Below are 17,773 nucleotides of genomic sequence, written 5' to 3' on the forward strand. Positions count from 1 at the left end.
AACAGACATGGTTAAAATCAATTATAAAAAACGGCAATATTGATTGCCGTTTTTTATGTGCTGTTGTCGCGCTTAAATCATGACTAGTCCAGCAACAATATAAGCGATAAAGGTTAATACTCCACCCACTAGTGCATAAGGTAATTGGGTGCGCACATGCTCAAGTAAATCACAGCCTGAGGCAATTGAACTGACGGCAGTGGTATCGGAAATAGGTGAGCAGTGATCACCAAACACTCCTCCCCCCAAAATCGCTGCCAAAATTAACTCCGGAGGCAAGCCTAAATTGACCACCAATGGCATGCCAATCGGGATTAATATAGCAAAGGTACCCCATGACGTACCGGTAGAAAAAGAGATCAACGAACCGGCTAAAAACAGCATGGCAGGTACAATAAATAAGGGTAATGAATCGGCCACGAGTCCAGCAATAAAGTTACCGGTACCGAGGGCTTTCAAGCTGGTACCTAATGCCAGAGATAGTAATACGATAGTAACTAACGGTAGGAGTTCGCCCATGCCTTTAAAACCAATATCAATTAGTTGTTTATGTCGATACTGGCCTGAGGTCCGCATTAACACGTAGGATACTAAGCAGGCCAAACTGGTCGCGTACAGCACCGATTTGGAACCGTCACCGCTGGTTAATTCGCCATTACCAGTCCAGAACATAAACCCGACCATACTGAATACCATTGTCATTAACGGCAATAGCATGTAACGCGCTTTGGTAGCGGGTTGTTCGATTTCAGTATGAGCTAAAGTCGCTTGTGGATTTCTTTCTGCTTCGGCCAAAGTGCCGTAAGTTTTACCACTGATGACAGTATATAATACTAATACCAATGCGATGATGGCGTAGAAATTCAGAGGAATAGTGCCAATCAGAGTAGAAACTGAGGACTCGGGTAACTCGTAATTACCTAGTAACGCCAGAATATAAGCGCCCCAACCATTTAATAAAATAAGGATACAGATCGGTGCACTGGTACTGTCAATAATATAGGCTAGTCGAGCTCGGCTCATGTTGAATTTGTCAAACAGACCGCGGGATAATATACCGGCTGTCAGGACACTCAAATTGGATTCGATAAACACCACAACGCCCGTAAAAAATGATAATAACCCCACTTTTCGCGGGCTATTGGCTATTCCACCATTAATTAATTTAGTGACCAGAGCGGTCACCCCACCTGATGCTCGCATAAAGGCTAACAGCGCGCCTACCAATAGCGAGAAAATTAAAATACGGGTGTTTCCAGCCGAAGAAAATACGCCGACTATACGTTCGAGAGTGCTGATTAATCCGCTAAGAGGGGTGTAGTAGGTTACTCCTACTTGAGATAGCAATAATATTTCAGAAGAGGCTAAAGCAACAAATAACGCAAGAATGACTTCCTTACGCCAAAACACAACGATGATTGCCAAAATTGGCGGTAAAACAGTTAACCAATTACTCACTTTTTATGACCCTTTTTATTTTTAGATTCTTTAGAAGACGGGGTAATCTTGGCAGTAAATCTGACCGCAAAGATAAATACTCTGTCTTTATACCATTATTATGAATAAATTATTACTCAAAAAGTCTTTTTATGGGTGAGAGTTATTTATGCGAAATGGTATTAGTTTTGCCTACAAAACGGTAGAATTAGCCGCAATTCTATTCAGACACAAGATAATCCGTGAAATCCAATCAATTTACCAGCCTTAATCTATTGCCCGCTTTGGAACAAAACCTGACGACGTTGGGTTTTACCGAAATGACCGACATTCAGGCGCAGAGTTTGCCTCCCATTCTGGCCGGTAAAGATGTAACCGCTCAAGCCAAAACTGGCAGTGGTAAAACAGTGGCTTTCGCAATTGGGCTGTTGTCTCGCTTGCAGGTTGAGCGCTTTTGTATTCAGTCGTTAGTGATGTGTCCTACTCGTGAGTTGGCCGAGCAGGTAGCGATTGAAATCCGACGCGTCGCGCGTTTTATTCATAATATTAAGGTGCTAACTTTATGCGGTGGTACGCCAGTTGGACCGCAAATTCAGTCTTTAGAACATGGTGCACATATTATTGTGGGAACACCAGGACGGATCATGGATCATTTGTCCAAACGCAGACTGAATCTGGATAAGGTCAATTGTTTAGTTTTAGATGAAGCCGACCGCATGTTAGATATGGGCTTTGAAGAAGAAATGGCTGCCGTGATTGCAAATGTACCGGCAGATAGACAAACCTTATTATTTTCAGCGACATATCCGCCTGCTATTGAAAAAATGAGTGCCGAAATCCAAAAAGATACCCAATGGATTACCGTGGAAGCCACTCACAGTGCGAGTAAAATTGAACAATATTTTTATGAAGTCGAAGATAACAAGCGTGCCGATGCGGTATGTCGATTATTGAGTCACTACCAGCCTAATTCCGCCATTATTTTTTGTAACACCAAAATAGAAACTCAAGAACTTACTGATTTTTTGCAAGCTGAGGGAGTGTCTGCCTTGGCCTTACACGGTGATATTGAACAACGTGAACGCAACCAAGTGTTGTACCGTTTTTCCAACCAGAGTGTCAGGGTATTGGTGGCCACCGATGTGGCAGCGCGCGGCTTGGATATAAAAGATGTAGGAGCGGTGATTAACTATCATATTACTCCGGATCCTGAAGTACATGTGCATCGAATCGGTCGTACGGGTCGAGCCGGTGCGGTGGGCTTTGCTTTGACGTTGTGTAGTGCTAAAGAAATGAATCGTGCTAATGCAATTGAAGATTACCAGCAGCAAAAACTGGTATGGAAGAGCATTATCGCACATATTTTTCATCGCAATCGTATCCTATCGCCGGAATATACAACGCTGTGTATTGATGGCGGTAAGAAAAATAAACTTCGAGCCGGTGATATTCTAGGGGCGTTGACCAAAGACGCTGGTATACCCGGAGAGGATATTGGTAAAATCAATATTACCGATTTTCATGCTTATCTAGCAGTGAAAATACGCAGCGTTAAGCCGGTAATGAATCATCTACGTAATGGCAAAATTAAAGGTAAATCGTTTAAAGTGCGTAAATTTAATTGATGCCATTATAAATTTTTAGCTAATTCAAAAGATTAATCGCTAAATAGCCTTTTTTTACAAATTATTTCCGTTATATTAACAATTTGTTGATAACGTTTTCATTGTGAGTTGAGTCTTGTCAAAATCAGGAATTAAACTGGTCGCGGAATTATCAGGAGTATCTCCGGCCACTGTCTCCAGAACATTAAGTAATCCGGAAATTGTATCCACTAAAACCCGTGAAAGAGTTTTAGCAGCGATAGAACAATGTGGCTATACACCTAATCGTTTTGGTGCCAGTCTGCGCACTCAGAAAAGTGGCAGTATTGTGGTCATTATTCCGGATATTACCAACTCATTTAATGCCGGAATTATTCGCTCTATTGAAGATACAGCCGCGAAAGCCGGCTACTCGGTGTTACTTGGCGATACCCAGCGCGATGCAGATAAAGTAAAGCATTATGCGGCGATGGTGCGTTCCGGCCAAGTAGACGGCATTATATTGTTTTCACAACATTTGCCATTTGATGTCCAGCCCGGTACGACGATAGAGCAGCTACCACCGATCGTTAACTCCTGTGAACCGTTGAATATTGATGATGTTTGCCAAGTAATGATCAATAACGTGGATGCGGCCAAAATGGCGGTGAATCACTTGATTAGTTTAGGGCATCGCAGGATTGGCGCCATTACCGGTAATATGGATGCACCCAGCTCCACTGATCGCTTAACCGGTTATAAACTCGCGTTAGAACAGGCAGGCATCGCATTTGATCCGGATTTGATCACTAATGGCGATTATATGATTGCTTCCGGTAAATTTGCTGCGACTAAATTGCTTCAACTGGCAAAGCCACCCACAGCCATATTTTGTTTTAGTGATAATATTGCTTACGGTGCTATGAGTGCCTTACATGATCATAATATTAAAGTACCGGATGAAATGTCGGTGGTGGGATTCGACGATACCGAATACTCCGCCTACATGAATCCTCCTTTAACTACTGTGCATCAACCGTTAGTTGAAATTGGTCAGAATTGCATGGAATTGCTATTAGCCCAATTAGAACATAAGCCCATTCGGCATCGTTACGTCGAACTACCGGTTGAATTGAAAGTACGGGGCAGTACCGGTCCGTATCGCCCTTAATCAATATTCATCGCGGCATCGCCATTTTTCGGCCGATGTCGTTAGACTAGATGTTGTCTGAAAAAGCTTATCGTTCTCTGCCAGGCTAACTCTGCATTGCTTTTGTCATAGCGTGCGGTGGAGTCATTATGAAACCCGTGGCGGGCACCGGAATAAATAAATGCCTGATAATCTTTATTTGCCGTTTTTAGAGCGGTTTCATAGTCTGGCCACATACCATTGACCCACTCATCTAATTCACCCATTTGAATCATTAATGGTGCCTGTATATCTTTCACTTTGTCCAAATCCGGTGCTGCACCATAAAATGGCACACCCGCGTCAGGTAAATCGGGTGCTTCAGTGACGATTTTATTAACGATACCGCCACCGTAACAAAATCCAATCACGCCTAATTTACCATTGCCTTTGGCGTCACTTTTGAGTGATTTAGCCGCAGCAAAAAAATCATTGGCAAGCTTGGCTTGATCCATTGAACGTTGCATTTCTTTGCCTTTTTCATCATTACCCGGATAGCCGCCAACCGGATACAAACCGTCTGGCGCTAACGCGATAAACCCCTGCTTGGCAAAGCGACGGGCCACGTCTTTTATATAAGGATTGAGTCCGCGATTTTCATGAATAACTAAAACTAATGGTGCTGGTTGATCCAGCTTGGCAGGCTCAACCCGATAGCCTCGACCTTTACCATGCCCTTTTGGTGAGTCAAACTCTTGATAACTGGCAATAATCTCAGGATCGTTAAAGGATACCTGCTCAGCTAGGGCATAGTTGGGCATTAAGGCATCCAACATAATACTGGTGGTGAGGGCACCAACGGACAATTTGCCCAGACCAGTAATAAATGAACGACGGTCAATTCTACCGTGAGCAAATTGATCATATAAGGTAAAGGCTTGTTCTGGGATTTTCGGATGAGCTGGCATAGTGATTAGTGTCTCAATTTAGGGAGTAACGTTTACCAGTCTAGACTATTTTGATGACTTTCAGGTCTAACAAATTTAACTTAATTTGAAAGATTCAAGACGATCATCTTGTCTAGATAGTTATCCATTAACGAACTGACATCCGGATCCCTATTATGCTGATTAAGATCCCTGCCAAAAGTGAATTACTAGAAAACCAGATAACCGACGAATCGATTTATTTGCAACGTCGTCAAATACTCAAAACTATGGGATTTGTAGGGGCTGGTGCATTATTGTCTGGGGCTTTCGCTGCTAAGCAGGCACAGGCGGGAATTTTGGATATTTTCGAGTCAGATGAACCGCAGGAAGTGCCGTTAAAATCATTGGATTACGCAAAAGCGGGCAAACCATTTATTACCGATGAAACCATGACACCGGAAAATAAAGTGACTCACCATAATAATTTTTATGAATTTGGCGCACAAAAGAGTCAACCAGCCGAATATGCGCGAGGATTTGTTACCGATCCCTGGTATCTAAAAGTTGAGGGTAATGTGAATAAGCCTCTGTTGCTCGATCATGATGCCTTATTCAGTCGGTTTCCGTTACAGGAGAGAATATATCGATTGCGTTGTGTCGAGGCGTGGTCGATGGTGATCCCCTGGATTGGCTTTCCATTAGCCGATCTCATTAAACAAGCCGATCCAAAATCCAGTGCTAAATATGTGGCCTTTCAAACCCTGTATGATCCTAAACAGATGCCCGGACAGGACAGCCGGTTTCTGGGAGGCGGTATTGATTATCCTTACGTGGAAGGATTGCGCATGGACGAAGCGATGCATCCGTTAACCATGTTAGCCGTTGGACTATATGGAAAGTCATTGCCCGGTCAGAACGGGGCTCCGGTACGTTTGGTGGTACCGTGGAAATACGGGTTTAAAAGCATTAAATCAATTGTATCGATTAAATTGACTACACAACAGCCGCCTACCACCTGGAATAAGTTGGCTCCGCAGGAATATGGTTTTTACGCTAACGTGAATCCCGCAGTCGATCATCCTCGCTGGAGCCAGGCCAGTGAGCGCAGAATTACCACCGGAGGCTTGTTAGCCAATAACCGTATTGATACCTTACCTTTTAACGGTTATGCCGACGATGTTGCTGATTTATATACAGGCATGGATCTGCACCGTTATTATTAATTGATGGAACGTTTCCATTTTCGCCAAGGAGAATAAGCGCACATGACACCAGCAAGACGAATATTTTTGTTAAAAGTGGTTATTCATCTTGGCGCATTATTTCCCTTGGTGTGGCTGTATTATCAGGCATTTCATGATGGACTGGGGGCGGATCCGGTCAAGGCGGTGATTCATTTTAGTGGCAAAGGGGCTCTGAATATTCTATTGCTGACCTTGTGTATTTCGCCTGTCGCCAAAATCTTCAGGCTGGGGTATTTAATTAATGTAAGGCGTTTAGTCGGTTTGTACGCATTTTTTTATGCTTGCGTGCATTTGGCTAATTTCATTCTTTTTGATCTACAGAATGATTTTTCACTACTGCTAAGTGAAATTCTTAAACGGCCTTATATTATGGTGGGAATGTTAGCATTGATTTTGTTACTGGCACTCGCCGTCACTTCTCCAATGAACGTGAGGCGAAAAATGGGCCGTAATTGGCAACGACTGCATAACAGTATTTATCTCATCGTGTTATTGGTGTGTACCCATTATATTTGGTCGGTTAAATCCGACATTATTGAACCGATAATTTACTTTGGCATTACTTTCTTTTTGCTGTTTTTTAGAAAAGACAAATTATTCAGGTTGGTTAAAAATCGCTTTTGACCATATAGTCACAATTCGCCAAAGGCATCGGTTGTGGGTAGTCAGTTTTGATAAAACCTGCCGATTGATAAAGCTGTTTAGCGCTTTGATTAGTATTCAAAACAAACAGTGAGCATTCGCTAACGTTTAGGTTTTTACGTCCTTTTTCAATTAAATGTTGTACTAATACCTTACCGACCCCTCGTCCACGATGGCTTGGATTAACCACTAGTCTGCCCAAGTGACAGCGACCAATACGCAGATAAAACTGCCCAAAAGCAACAAACTGATCGTTGTCATCTATTAACGCAAAGGAATTCAACTCATCCAGTTTTAATCCCTCGCGAAAAGAGTCGGTGTCAAAAGGAAAGGGAAATTCAGGCCCACCCCATTGATAGGTTTCCTGTTGATTGCTGAACCAGCTCATTAAGGTCTTTAACTGTAACTCGGTTGGATTGGTAAGCTTCATCTGTAGAACCTATTGGAAAGTCATATGGCTAAATTAGCATTTAGTCGATGGGATTAGAATCAATTGGCGTTAATGTGTATTTGTCATTGATTTTTTACATTTTCCATTCGCTAATCATCAGCACCTTGGCTATTTTGTTGTCGTTGGTCTTGCGATATGCGAGAGTAAATCGGCTTGTCTTACCCGTAGTTTCGGTCAGGGTAACTTATTGTTCATCTTATTAATTTTATGAGGGTTCTCATGATAAACACTAAAGTTTTAATTAGTTTAGTGATTGCTGTCGTGTCTTGTGGTTTGTATGCGGCACCGCAAAAAGTCACTCCTATGACTCCGGATGGGGTTAAAAGCTATAACCCTATTCGCCCCAATGCTGATTTTGTTAAAAAGACAGTCATGGTCCCAATGAGGGATGGGGTCAAATTGTACACTGTAATACTGATGAAAAAAGGTACAAAGAACGCGCCTATTTTGCTTAGCCGAAGTCCTTATGATGCCAAAGGGGACGCAGAGCGTACCGCTAGTCAGTCCATTAATGAAATTGTCGCAGCGATGGATGTGGAGTTTGTCGAAGACGGTTATATTCGCGTATTTCAGGATATTCGCGGCATGCATAATTCCGAAGGGGAATATGTAACGAACCGGCCGGTTGTGGGGCCGCTGAATGATACAGGTATCGACGAATCCACCGATGCCTACGATACCATTGATTGGCTGGTCAACAATATTCAGGAAAGTAATGGTAATGTGGGGATTGTGGGATCGTCCTATCTGGGTTTTACCACCCTGATGGCGGAAATTAATCCGCATCCGGCCTTAAAAGCCGCTGTGCCTCAAAGTCCAATGGTGGATGGCTGGATGGGAGACGACTGGTTTCACAATGGAGCATTCCGTAATAATAACATTGGCTATACGGTGGGACAGAGTACCGCTAATGGTGAAGGAAAAGGTATTGCCGATGGTGCTGGAGACGACTACAGCCGATTTTTGCAGGCTGGATCCACCGGTGATTACATTAAGCAATGGGGAGTTGAGCATTATCCCTTTATTCAAAAGTTGACTCAAAATCCTGCTTACACCGAGTTTTGGTCATTACAGGCCGTAGACAAAATTATGGCCAAGCAGCCACTAAAGGTCCCGACTATGCTGGTGGTTGGGCAATGGGATCAGGAGGATTCTTATGGGGCTCCAGCGGTGTATAAAGCAATGGAGCCGAAAGATAAAAACAACGATATGGTTTCACTGGTTATCGGACCATGGCGTCATTCCGGTGTGAATCACTATGGCTATAAGCTTGGCGCCTTAACCTTTACCGGTGATACCGCCCGTGAGTTTAGAGTCAACTATATGAAACCGTTTTTTGATCATTACCTAAAAGGTGCCCCCGATCCAAAAACACCACCAGTATTAACTTATGCTACCGGTGCTAATCAGTGGAATGAATCTCCAGCTTGGCCGATGGGTAAGGCTAAAAAAGTATATTTAGATGATGACGGAGGATTGTCATTCAATGTCCCCAGTGGCAAAAAGAGCCACGATGAATATGTTTCTGATCCGGCGAAACCGGTGCCCTTTATTCCCCGTCCCATTAATATGGGAGACTCCTACCAATGGAAGCCTTGGTTAGTGCACGATCAGCGTTTTGCCTCCAGCCGTCCGGACGTGTTGCTGTATACCAGTGAAGTACTGGATAAACCATTACATATTATGGGGGCACCTATGGTTAATTTGTATGCCGCCACTAGTGGAACCGATGCCGATTGGGTGGTTAAACTGGTAGATGTCTACCCCAATACTACTACCGAAGGACCTAGACAGGGTGCAGTTGGTCCAGAAATGGCCGGTTTTGAATTACCCATAGGTATTGAGATTTTCCGGGGGCGCTACGTACATGGCTTTGATAAACCGGCACCACTTAAACCCGGTAAAGTAGAACATTATCAATTCGCTTTGCCAAATGTGGATCATGTTTTCTTGCCGGGACACAAATTGATGGTGCAGGTACAATCCAGTTTGTTCCCGTTGTATGACCGTAATCCGCAAAGCTATGTGGAAAATATCTTCTACGCTAAACCGCAAGACTATAAAAAAGCCACTATTAGCGTATATCACTCCACCAAAGCACCGTCGAATGTGGAGTTACCGATAGTGGAGTAGTGCCAGCAGCTGTATCAATACGGATGGATTGACTGCGTTTACCGAAACTTCCCTGCTATCTAGTGGGGGAGTTGTCTCTTTCTATTTGAGGATATGCTTAGCAATATCCAATTCTATCGTTTTACATCAATTATCTACTACCTTGATTCTGGTGAGGTTAATCATTTTTGATAGGTTTTATCTATAATAACGATATATAAATAGTATTTTCCATATCGTTATTAAGGGGCTATAACTTTCCCGTAGGTTTTATTCTCGACAACTAAGGATAATTATTGTGAAAGAGATAAGTAAATGCCCGGTAATGGGACACGGGAAAAATACAACCGGCAACGGCACTTCTAATCAGGATTGGTGGCCACATCAATTACGTGTTGATCTTCTTCACCAGCATTCTTCCAAGTCTAATCCCATGGGCAGTGATTTTAATTACGCTGAGGCCTTCAAAAAACTAGATTATCAGGCGCTTAAGCACGATTTAACTCAGCTAATGACTGATTCCCAAGACTGGTGGCCAGCCGACTTTGGTCATTATGGACCGTTATTTATTCGCATGGCCTGGCATAGTGCCGGTACGTATCGTATGGGCGATGGTCGTGGCGGAGCAGGGGCAGGACAACAACGTTTTGCTCCATTAAACAGTTGGCCAGATAACGTTAATCTGGACAAGGCACGACGTTTGTTGTGGCCGATCAAGCAAAAATATGGCAACAAAATATCTTGGGCAGATTTAATGGTATTAGCCGGAAATGTAGCACTGGAAAATATGGGCTTTAAAACTTTTGGTTTTGCCGGTGGGCGGGAAGATAGCTGGGAGCCTGAACAAGACGTGTATTGGGGGAAGGAAACCACATGGCTGGATGAGAGTCGCTATAGCGGTGAACGTGATCTGGAAGATCCCCTTGCTGCAGTGCAAATGGGGCTGATTTACGTCAATCCGGAAGGCCCAAATGGTAAACCTGATCCATTAGCTGCCGCAGTGGATATCCGTGAAACTTTTGCCCGAATGGCAATGGACGACGAAGAAACCGTGGCGCTGATTGCCGGTGGTCATACATTTGGTAAAACCCACGGTGCCGGTGATGCTGATTTGGTGGGCGATGATCCGGAAGCGGCCCGTATGGAACAGCAGGGACTGGGCTGGCACAGTCAATATGCCACTGGTAAAGCTGGAGATGCTATCACTAGCGGTTTGGAGGTCACCTGGACACAAACACCTACCCAATGGAATCACTATTTTTTCCAGAACCTGTTTGGTTACGAATGGGAACTGACGAAAAGTCCGGCTGGTGCTTATCAATGGGTCGCTAAAGACAGTGACGAAGTGATCCCCGATGCACATGATAATAAAAAAAGACGCCGGCCAACCATGTTAACCACTGATTTGTCATTACGGTTTGATCCGGTGTACGAAAAAATTTCCCGTCGTTTTTATGAAAATCCGCAAAATTTCGCCGATGTCTTCGCGCGGGCCTGGTTCAAGTTAACTCATCGGGACATGGGGCCCAAAAATCGTTATTTAGGTTCCGAAGTTCCGGCAGAAGATTTAATTTGGCAGGATCCCATTCCAGCAGTGGATCATGAATTGGTCACAGATACTGATATTACCAATTTAAAAAGACAGATATTAGCCAGTGGTTTATCCGTAGGTGAACTCGTCTCCACTGCCTGGGCTTCGGCATCAACCTTCCGTGGTTCAGACAAACGTGGTGGCGCTAATGGGGCACGCATTCGCTTGGCACCGCAAAAAGACTGGCCAGTTAACAAGCCGGATCAATTAGCCAAGGTATTGAGTGTGTTGGAAACAATCCAAACTCAATTTAATGCCGGTCCGTCCGTTAATAAAATATCTATGGCTGATCTGATTGTACTGGCAGGTAGTGCTGCCATCGAACAAGCCGCCAGTAAAGCCGGTCATCATATCAACGTACCTTTTACTCCGGGACGTATGGATGCCTCTGCCGAGCAAACCGATGTAGACGCATTTGAGGTACTTGAACCTTTTGCCGATGGTTTCCGTAACTATCAAAAAGCGCGCACTAGTATTGCAACTGAAGCCATGCTGATTGATAAGGCTCAATTACTCACTTTAAGCGCACCGGAAATGACGGTATTAGTGGGTGGAATGCGAATGCTCGAAAGCAATGCTGGTGATAGTCAACACGGTGTCTTTACTGATCGTCCGGGGAGCTTGAGCAATGACTTTTTTGTTCACTTGCTGGATATGAGTACTGAATGGAAAGCGCTTGATAAAGATGCTTCGTTGTTTGCCGGTGTGGATCGAAGAACCGGCCAGCAAAAATGGATCGGAACCCGTGCTGATTTGGTATTTGGCTCCAACTCGATACTCAGAGCTGTATCCGAGGTCTATGCCCAAGCGGATGCGGAGTTGAAGTTTGTGACTGACTTTGTGGCCGCATGGACAAAAGTGATGGAATTGGATCGTTTTGATTTGGTTTAAGGTTCAATATTACGACTAAACCGCACTATTGCTATAAACTAACTTGAATGCCGCTCGTGTAAATGAGCGGCATTCTTATTGGCTCTTTGAATGTTATCTACAGATTTTTATTAGGTGCCCAGTCAATGTGATTACTTACCCCATTGTCACCACGACTTGATGTTCACCATTGAAATCATTGTAAGGAATAGTATTGCCTTCAATGCCTTGACCATCGATTTCAATTTTCATTACGCCTTTGCTGACCTTATTCGGGTTATTCACCTGAATATGGTAAGTCGCATCGCGGAACTGGCGTTTAACCGAGAACTCATCCCAGTCCTTAGGAATACAAGGGTTAATGCTTAAACCCTGATAATCCGGTGCGATGCCCAGAATATATTGGGTGCCCGCATAGAAAGACCACGCCGCTGCGCCGGTTAGCCAGCTGTTTTTGGCCTCACCGGGAATGGCGGCGTCTTTACCGGCAATCATCTGGCTGTATACATAGGGTTCGGTGCGATGTTTAGCCATATCTTGCGGACGGAACAGCGGGGTAAAGCGACTAAAATAATCAAACGCCTGATCACCACGACCTAACATGGCTTCGCTGACCACAATCCAGGGATTGTTATGACAGAAAATTCCGGCATTTTCTTTGTAACCAGGAGGATACGAAGTAATTTCGCCATAGTATTTGTTGTAATCACTGTAGGCAGGTTGCTGCACCACTATGCCATGTTCGGCGAGTAAGTGCTGATTAACTGCATTCAGCGCTTTTTCGGCACGACCATCTTGCATGCCAATACCGGCCATTAAACAGAAGCCTTGTGATTCGATAAATATTTTACCCTCATCGCAGGTATGGCTACCCAGCGGCAAGCCGCGAGAGTCATAGGCGCGGATAAACCAGTTACCATCCCAACCGTGTTGATCGATGGTGGCGATCATCTGGTTGATATGAACACGGGCTTTGGCAGCGTCTTCAGTGCGTCCGGTTAAATCGCATAAATTCGCGTATTCGTTACCGTAAAGTACAAACTGGCCGGCAATCATCAGCGACTCTGCGACATCCGATTCACCGCGCTGGGTGGTTTGATAGGATTCATTCGGTTCGGTGGAAAAACAGTTCAGATTTAAGCAGTCGTTCCAGTCGGCACGGCCAATCAGCGGTAATCCATGCGGGCCTAAATTATTCACCACATGGTAAAAAGACGCAGTTAAATGATCGAATTGGGTACTTTGTACATCGGGCGTATCTTCAAAGGGCACTATAGTGTCCAGAAATGCCACATCGCCGGTTTCTTTAATATAGTTGGCGGTTGAAAGTACCAGCCACATGGGATCGTCATTAAAGTTACCGCCAATCGCTGCATTACCTTTTTTGGTTAATGGTTGATATTGATGGTAGGCCGAACCGTCAGATTGTTGGGTGGCGGCCAGATCGATAATTCGCTCTTTAACCGCGTTAGGCACCATGTGGGTAAAGCCGATGGTGTCCTGATTGGAGTCGCGGAACCCCATACCGCGGCCAATGCCAGACTCATAAAAAGACGCACTGCGCGACAAGTTAAACGTCACCATGTTCTGGTATTGGTTCCAGATATTCATTGCCCGGTTCATGCTGTTATTCGGCGTATTCACCGTGATTTTACCCAGCAGGTTATCCCAGTACTGATTTAATTTAGCCAGTTCAGCTTCGAATTTTTCATCAGTATCGAACTTGGACTGAAAATCCCAACTCGGTTTTTTATTGATTACGCCCTGTGATTGCCATTTTTGCTCTTCCGGTACTTCTACATAACCCAATACAAATACCATACTGGCGGTTTCGCCCGGGGCTAAATCCAGCTTGATATGGTGGGAAGCAATAGGTGACCAACCGTGAGCATGAGAATTAGTGGATTGACCATTTTTGACCACTTGCGGATTGCCAAAACCGTTGTAGTTACCGATAAAGGCATTGCGATCGGTATCGAAGCCGTCAATGTCGCGATTTACGCTGTAAAAGGCATAATGATTACGGCGTTCTCGGTATTCGGTTTTATGGAAAATAGTATTGCTTTCGATTTCCACTTCGCCGGTAGACAGGTTGCGCTGGAAGTTGGTGCCGTCATCTTCGGCATTCCACAAGCACCATTCAATAAAGGAAAATAAATCCAGTTCTTTGCTGCTGTCGCTGTTGTTGGTTACTTGCAAACGATGTACTTCGCCTGTGGTGTCGAGCGGCACAAAGGAAGTGAGTTTACTGGCGATCTGGTTTTTTTCGACGCTGAAGCTGGAATAACCCATGCCGTGACGACATTCGTAGTGATCCAGTTCACAATCCACCGGACGACCGCTGGCACTCCATATATCGCCATCCAGATTAAAGTAGAAATAACGGCCGCCGGAATCCATAGGTACATTGTTGTAGCGATAACGGGTTAAACGGCGAAACTTGGGATCGCGATAAAAGCTATAACCGCCAGCGGTGTTCGAAATTAGCGCATAAAAGCCATCGTTACCCAGATAATTAATCCAAGGTAAAGGCGTGTAAGGGGTAGTAATAACGAACTCTTTATTGGCGTCGTCAAAGTAACCATATTGATCTTGTTGCATGCTTAAATCCTGTTGATAACGTTATTGTAAAGGCATAACCCTGCAAACGTTTTCATTTTATTGTAAAAAATTTTAACTCAATAATGCAGGAAAAGCCTATTGGACTTTTCCTGCATGACTACACTTATTCTAGGTATGACTTATTTCGGTAAAGTGTCGTACCAGCTTTTCTTCAAAATAATACCGGTAACGGCCAAGATACCAAAAGTAGCAGCACTGGAATCCCACTCACGTATTACGATGAAGATGGGTAATGCCACCAAGCACGTTTGAGCAATCACCCCGATGACGATATTAAACATATCGCGTTTAAAGTGGGGGTTGGCCTCAAAGTTTGGATCTTCGGCCACAACGGCTGCGCGGATTGGACCCCAGAAACCCCAAGGGTTCACATTTTTGTAGAAACGCTTGAGTAATTCAGGATCTTCCGGGTCGGTTTTCAAACTAGCGACAACACATACTATTAATGACACCAGCATAATTATCGGGAATAAATATAAGGGGACAATATCAGTCGCAACGCCTAAGTAAGGACCTAACAAACTCGGGAAAATACCGGCACATAGAATACCACTGAACATACCCCAAAAATAGCCGTAACCATTCAGGCGCCACCAGTACCATTTAAGGACGTTGGAAACCACATAACCACCCCACAGACCAGACACTAGCCATTGCAGTACGCTGTTAATACTCTCTACCGCCAAGCCAATGGCAGTACTGATAATCACCACGACCACCGAAACAATATAGCTAACATGGATCAGGTTTTTGGTATCAGCTTCCGGGCGTATATAACGTTTATAAATGTCGTTGACCAAATAAGCTGGAACCGCATTGACGGTAGAGGCAAAAGTAGACATAAACGCGGCAATTAACCCGGCTAAAACCAAGCCCATAATACCGACGGGAGCAAACTCTAAAATGGCACCGGGGAGAATGTTTTCGAAGTCTAATTTACCGCCGCTGATTAAATCTAGTTTGTCATAATAGACCAACGCTAACACGGTAAAGCCAGCAATCATAAAGTAGCGAATTGGCATTAATATAATGGACACAAAGCCACTCATTAAGGCCCCTTCACGAGGCGATTTAGTGGCCAGTATTTTTTGCATGTCATAGTTAGGAGCGGGGCCTGCAGCACTTTTTAAAATACCGTTAAATAACGCCATCATCACAAAAATACTAAACAGTGAATAACCATCAGAAATGATTTTATCATTGACTTCATTGATCGTAGCCGACCAGTCTATATCCAGCGTCCAGCCGAAAAATGGGTTCATCCAGCCATTAGGAACCACCGCATTGAGCGTTTCTGGTGAGACTTGCATCATGGCGATAACACCAATGAATAATGCTGAGAACGTCATGATCGAGAATTGCAGAACATCCGCCCACACAATACTCATCATTCCACCCATAATCACGTATAGGGTGGCGATTGAGGTAAATATAATGCCGTAAAAATGCGGCACATATTCGATAGCAATCTCAAATGGAACATAAGGAGAGACTACTTCCCAAGGGACAAATATTTCGATGAACTTACCAATTCCGACAAAGCCATAAGCTAAGAAACCTAGCGCTCCGATAACCGCAAAGGCAATCACCACCATGTGAGATAACTTACCGCCGGTGCCATCTCCAAAACGGGTACGCATCCATTCAGCACCGGTCAACACATTGGAGCGGCGTAACCAAATCGATAAGTAAACCATTAAGAAAACTTGGTTAAACACCGGCCATAGCCAAGGGATCCAGATACTTTTCATGCCGTAAACAAAGCAAAGCGTGACCAGCCACATGGTACCGGAAATATCGAACATGCCAGAGGCGTTGGATAATCCTAACATGTACCAAGGCAAGGTTTTTCCACCGACAAAGTAGTCGTCCATGCTTTGTGCAGCACGTTTTTTTAAATAAAAGCCGATGCCAACAATTGCCAGCAAATAGAGCAGGATAATACTGATATCCAATAAAGTGATTTTCATTGTTATTGTTTCCACTGCTTAATGCCCATTTCGGACAGGTCATTATAAATTTCTAGGCAAGCCCTACTATTATGATATGGACACTTCCAGAAGCCTGCTTTTTCGTCTGTGATTGCTGCGTTGTCATTATGTTGCCAATGCCATTCACCAAACACCGGGTCGCTGATATGTTGTTGAATAAAGCTCCAACTATTCAGCACTTGGTCCAAATAACGCTGTTCACCGGTGGCGGTATAACAGCGCCAACATGCCAGCATGGCTTCCGCTTGTACCCAACCGTATTGATTCTTATCCTGCTGGGTTAAACAAAATCCATCGTTGTGGCTCAAGCCTTTTGCGATTGCACTATCCAGAATGGAACAAGCTAGGGTAATCGCGTCGGCTTGATGTTCCGGTTGCCAATTTTTTATCCACTTCATTAATAACCAGGATGAGGCACATAAGTGCGGAACATTGAGCTCTAACTGGTCATGTTGCTTGAGTAGCAGCATAGTGTTGTCTAACAACTCAGTCAGGCAATCTTTTACATCCGGTCGAAAACTTAAAGCCGCAAATTTATCTAATGCCTCAATAATATGTAACCAAGTTCGCCAAGTGTAACCGGTTTCACTGTTCGAGACATCAAAAGTTTTTCCTTTAAACAGCAGGTGTAAATTAAACCACGCAGTTAGCGTGACTTCCGAGCATGCGCCTTGGTTAATTTGCATGTCGTATTCACTTAAGGCATACAGCCAATAGGCTTGGGCTATACATTCGTCATCTAGACTGTTGAAAGATTTTAAGTTTTGACTATGCCATCCCAATCGATGGTTATCTGCTTGAATCAAATGTGTGTGTATAAAATTCTTGGCTCTATCGGCATGATTGAGTAGGGCCACATCGTTAAATACGCCATACGCTGCGCTAAAACTCCACATAATGCGACAATGCAAAATCGAACCTTTGGTGGCCGACTTATCAACCTTGCCATCTGCACCAATACTGCCCCAATAGCCACCGTTTTCCATATCGCAGGCTTTAAACATCCAATAAGGCAAAATAGTGCGCCGCACTTCACTTTGTAATTCGTCCTTAAATTGTTCTGGTGTCATGCTAAAACGTCATTTGATGGAGGATGTTATAAAAATTTACATTATCATGAAAACGTTTACAAGAGGAATGATACTAAGTTTTACGTTTTCATATTCAATTCT

At 44.0% G+C, this 17,773-nt stretch carries 12 protein-coding genes; 6 read left to right on the top strand and 6 right to left on the bottom strand.

Going from position 1 to position 17,773, the window contains the following annotated elements:
- Nucleotides 1-72: 72 nt before the first annotated feature.
- Nucleotides 73-1,458: a Na+/H+ antiporter NhaC family protein gene (locus ACTD55_RS03320; protein ID WP_438862884.1), complete on the bottom strand. Its 1,386-nt coding sequence runs from the start codon at nucleotides 1,456-1,458 to the stop codon at nucleotides 73-75.
- Nucleotides 1,459-1,679: 221 nt separating this feature from the next.
- Between ACTD55_RS03320 and dbpA the strand changes: the two genes are divergently transcribed.
- Nucleotides 1,680-3,062 carry an ATP-dependent RNA helicase DbpA gene (dbpA, locus tag ACTD55_RS03325; protein ID WP_438862885.1) on the top strand — a complete coding sequence of 461 codons (1,383 nt, stop codon included), beginning with the start codon at nucleotides 1,680-1,682 and terminating at the stop codon, nucleotides 3,060-3,062.
- A gap of 115 nt (nucleotides 3,063-3,177) precedes the next feature.
- Nucleotides 3,178-4,191, top strand: a complete 1,014-nt coding sequence (locus ACTD55_RS03330) for a LacI family DNA-binding transcriptional regulator (RefSeq protein ID WP_438862886.1) — start codon at nucleotides 3,178-3,180, stop codon at nucleotides 4,189-4,191.
- 41 nt (nucleotides 4,192-4,232) lie between these two features.
- On the opposite strand, the gene ACTD55_RS03335 is transcribed toward ACTD55_RS03330, so the two are convergent.
- Complete coding sequence (locus ACTD55_RS03335; protein ID WP_438862983.1) at nucleotides 4,233-5,123, bottom strand: dienelactone hydrolase family protein; 891 nt, start codon at nucleotides 5,121-5,123, stop codon at nucleotides 4,233-4,235.
- Nucleotides 5,124-5,272: 149 nt separating this feature from the next.
- Between ACTD55_RS03335 and msrP the strand changes: the two genes are divergently transcribed.
- Together msrP and msrQ are read left to right on the top strand one after the other, a co-directional pair.
- Complete coding sequence (gene msrP / locus ACTD55_RS03340) at nucleotides 5,273-6,301, top strand: protein-methionine-sulfoxide reductase catalytic subunit MsrP (protein WP_438862887.1); 1,029 nt, start codon at nucleotides 5,273-5,275, stop codon at nucleotides 6,299-6,301.
- 42 nt (nucleotides 6,302-6,343) lie between these two features.
- Entirely contained in the window at nucleotides 6,344-6,946 is a 603-nt protein-coding gene (gene msrQ / locus ACTD55_RS03345; protein ID WP_438862888.1) for a protein-methionine-sulfoxide reductase heme-binding subunit MsrQ, read from the top strand.
- On the opposite strand, the gene ACTD55_RS03350 is transcribed toward msrQ, so the two are convergent.
- On the bottom strand, nucleotides 6,930-7,394 hold the full coding sequence (locus tag ACTD55_RS03350) for a GNAT family N-acetyltransferase (RefSeq protein WP_438862889.1): 465 nt from the start codon (nucleotides 7,392-7,394) through the stop codon (nucleotides 6,930-6,932). The genes msrQ and ACTD55_RS03350 overlap by 17 nt on opposite strands.
- Before the next feature lie 240 nt (nucleotides 7,395-7,634).
- Here ACTD55_RS03350 and ACTD55_RS03355 point away from each other — a divergent pair, with 240 nt between their 5' ends.
- Together ACTD55_RS03355 and katG are read left to right on the top strand one after the other, a co-directional pair.
- Nucleotides 7,635-9,548, top strand: a complete 1,914-nt coding sequence (locus tag ACTD55_RS03355; protein ID WP_438862890.1) for a CocE/NonD family hydrolase — start codon at nucleotides 7,635-7,637, stop codon at nucleotides 9,546-9,548.
- Between the two features lie 277 nt (nucleotides 9,549-9,825).
- A complete protein-coding gene (gene katG / locus ACTD55_RS03360) occupies nucleotides 9,826-12,009 on the top strand; it encodes a catalase/peroxidase HPI (protein ID WP_438862891.1) in 2,184 nt (727 codons plus the stop codon).
- 135 nt (nucleotides 12,010-12,144) lie between these two features.
- Here katG and ACTD55_RS03365 read toward each other — a convergent pair whose 3' ends face one another.
- The 3 genes from ACTD55_RS03365 to ACTD55_RS03375 all read right to left on the bottom strand — a co-directional run bounded on the left by ACTD55_RS03365 (nucleotide 12,145) and on the right by ACTD55_RS03375 (nucleotide 17,671).
- Nucleotides 12,145-14,589 carry a GH36-type glycosyl hydrolase domain-containing protein gene (locus ACTD55_RS03365; RefSeq protein WP_438862892.1) on the bottom strand — a complete coding sequence of 815 codons (2,445 nt, stop codon included), beginning with the start codon at nucleotides 14,587-14,589 and terminating at the stop codon, nucleotides 12,145-12,147.
- 140 nt (nucleotides 14,590-14,729) lie between these two features.
- A complete protein-coding gene (locus tag ACTD55_RS03370; protein ID WP_438862893.1) occupies nucleotides 14,730-16,580 on the bottom strand; it encodes a sodium:solute symporter family protein in 1,851 nt (616 codons plus the stop codon).
- Nucleotides 16,581-16,582: 2 nt separating this feature from the next.
- A complete protein-coding gene (locus ACTD55_RS03375) occupies nucleotides 16,583-17,671 on the bottom strand; it encodes an AGE family epimerase/isomerase (RefSeq protein WP_438862894.1) in 1,089 nt (362 codons plus the stop codon).
- Between the last annotated feature and the right edge of the window lie 102 nt (nucleotides 17,672-17,773).

Origin of the sequence: Neptunicella sp., from assembly GCF_048268085.1 — a bacterium.
Taxonomy (GTDB): Bacteria; Pseudomonadota; Gammaproteobacteria; order Enterobacterales; family Alteromonadaceae; genus Neptunicella.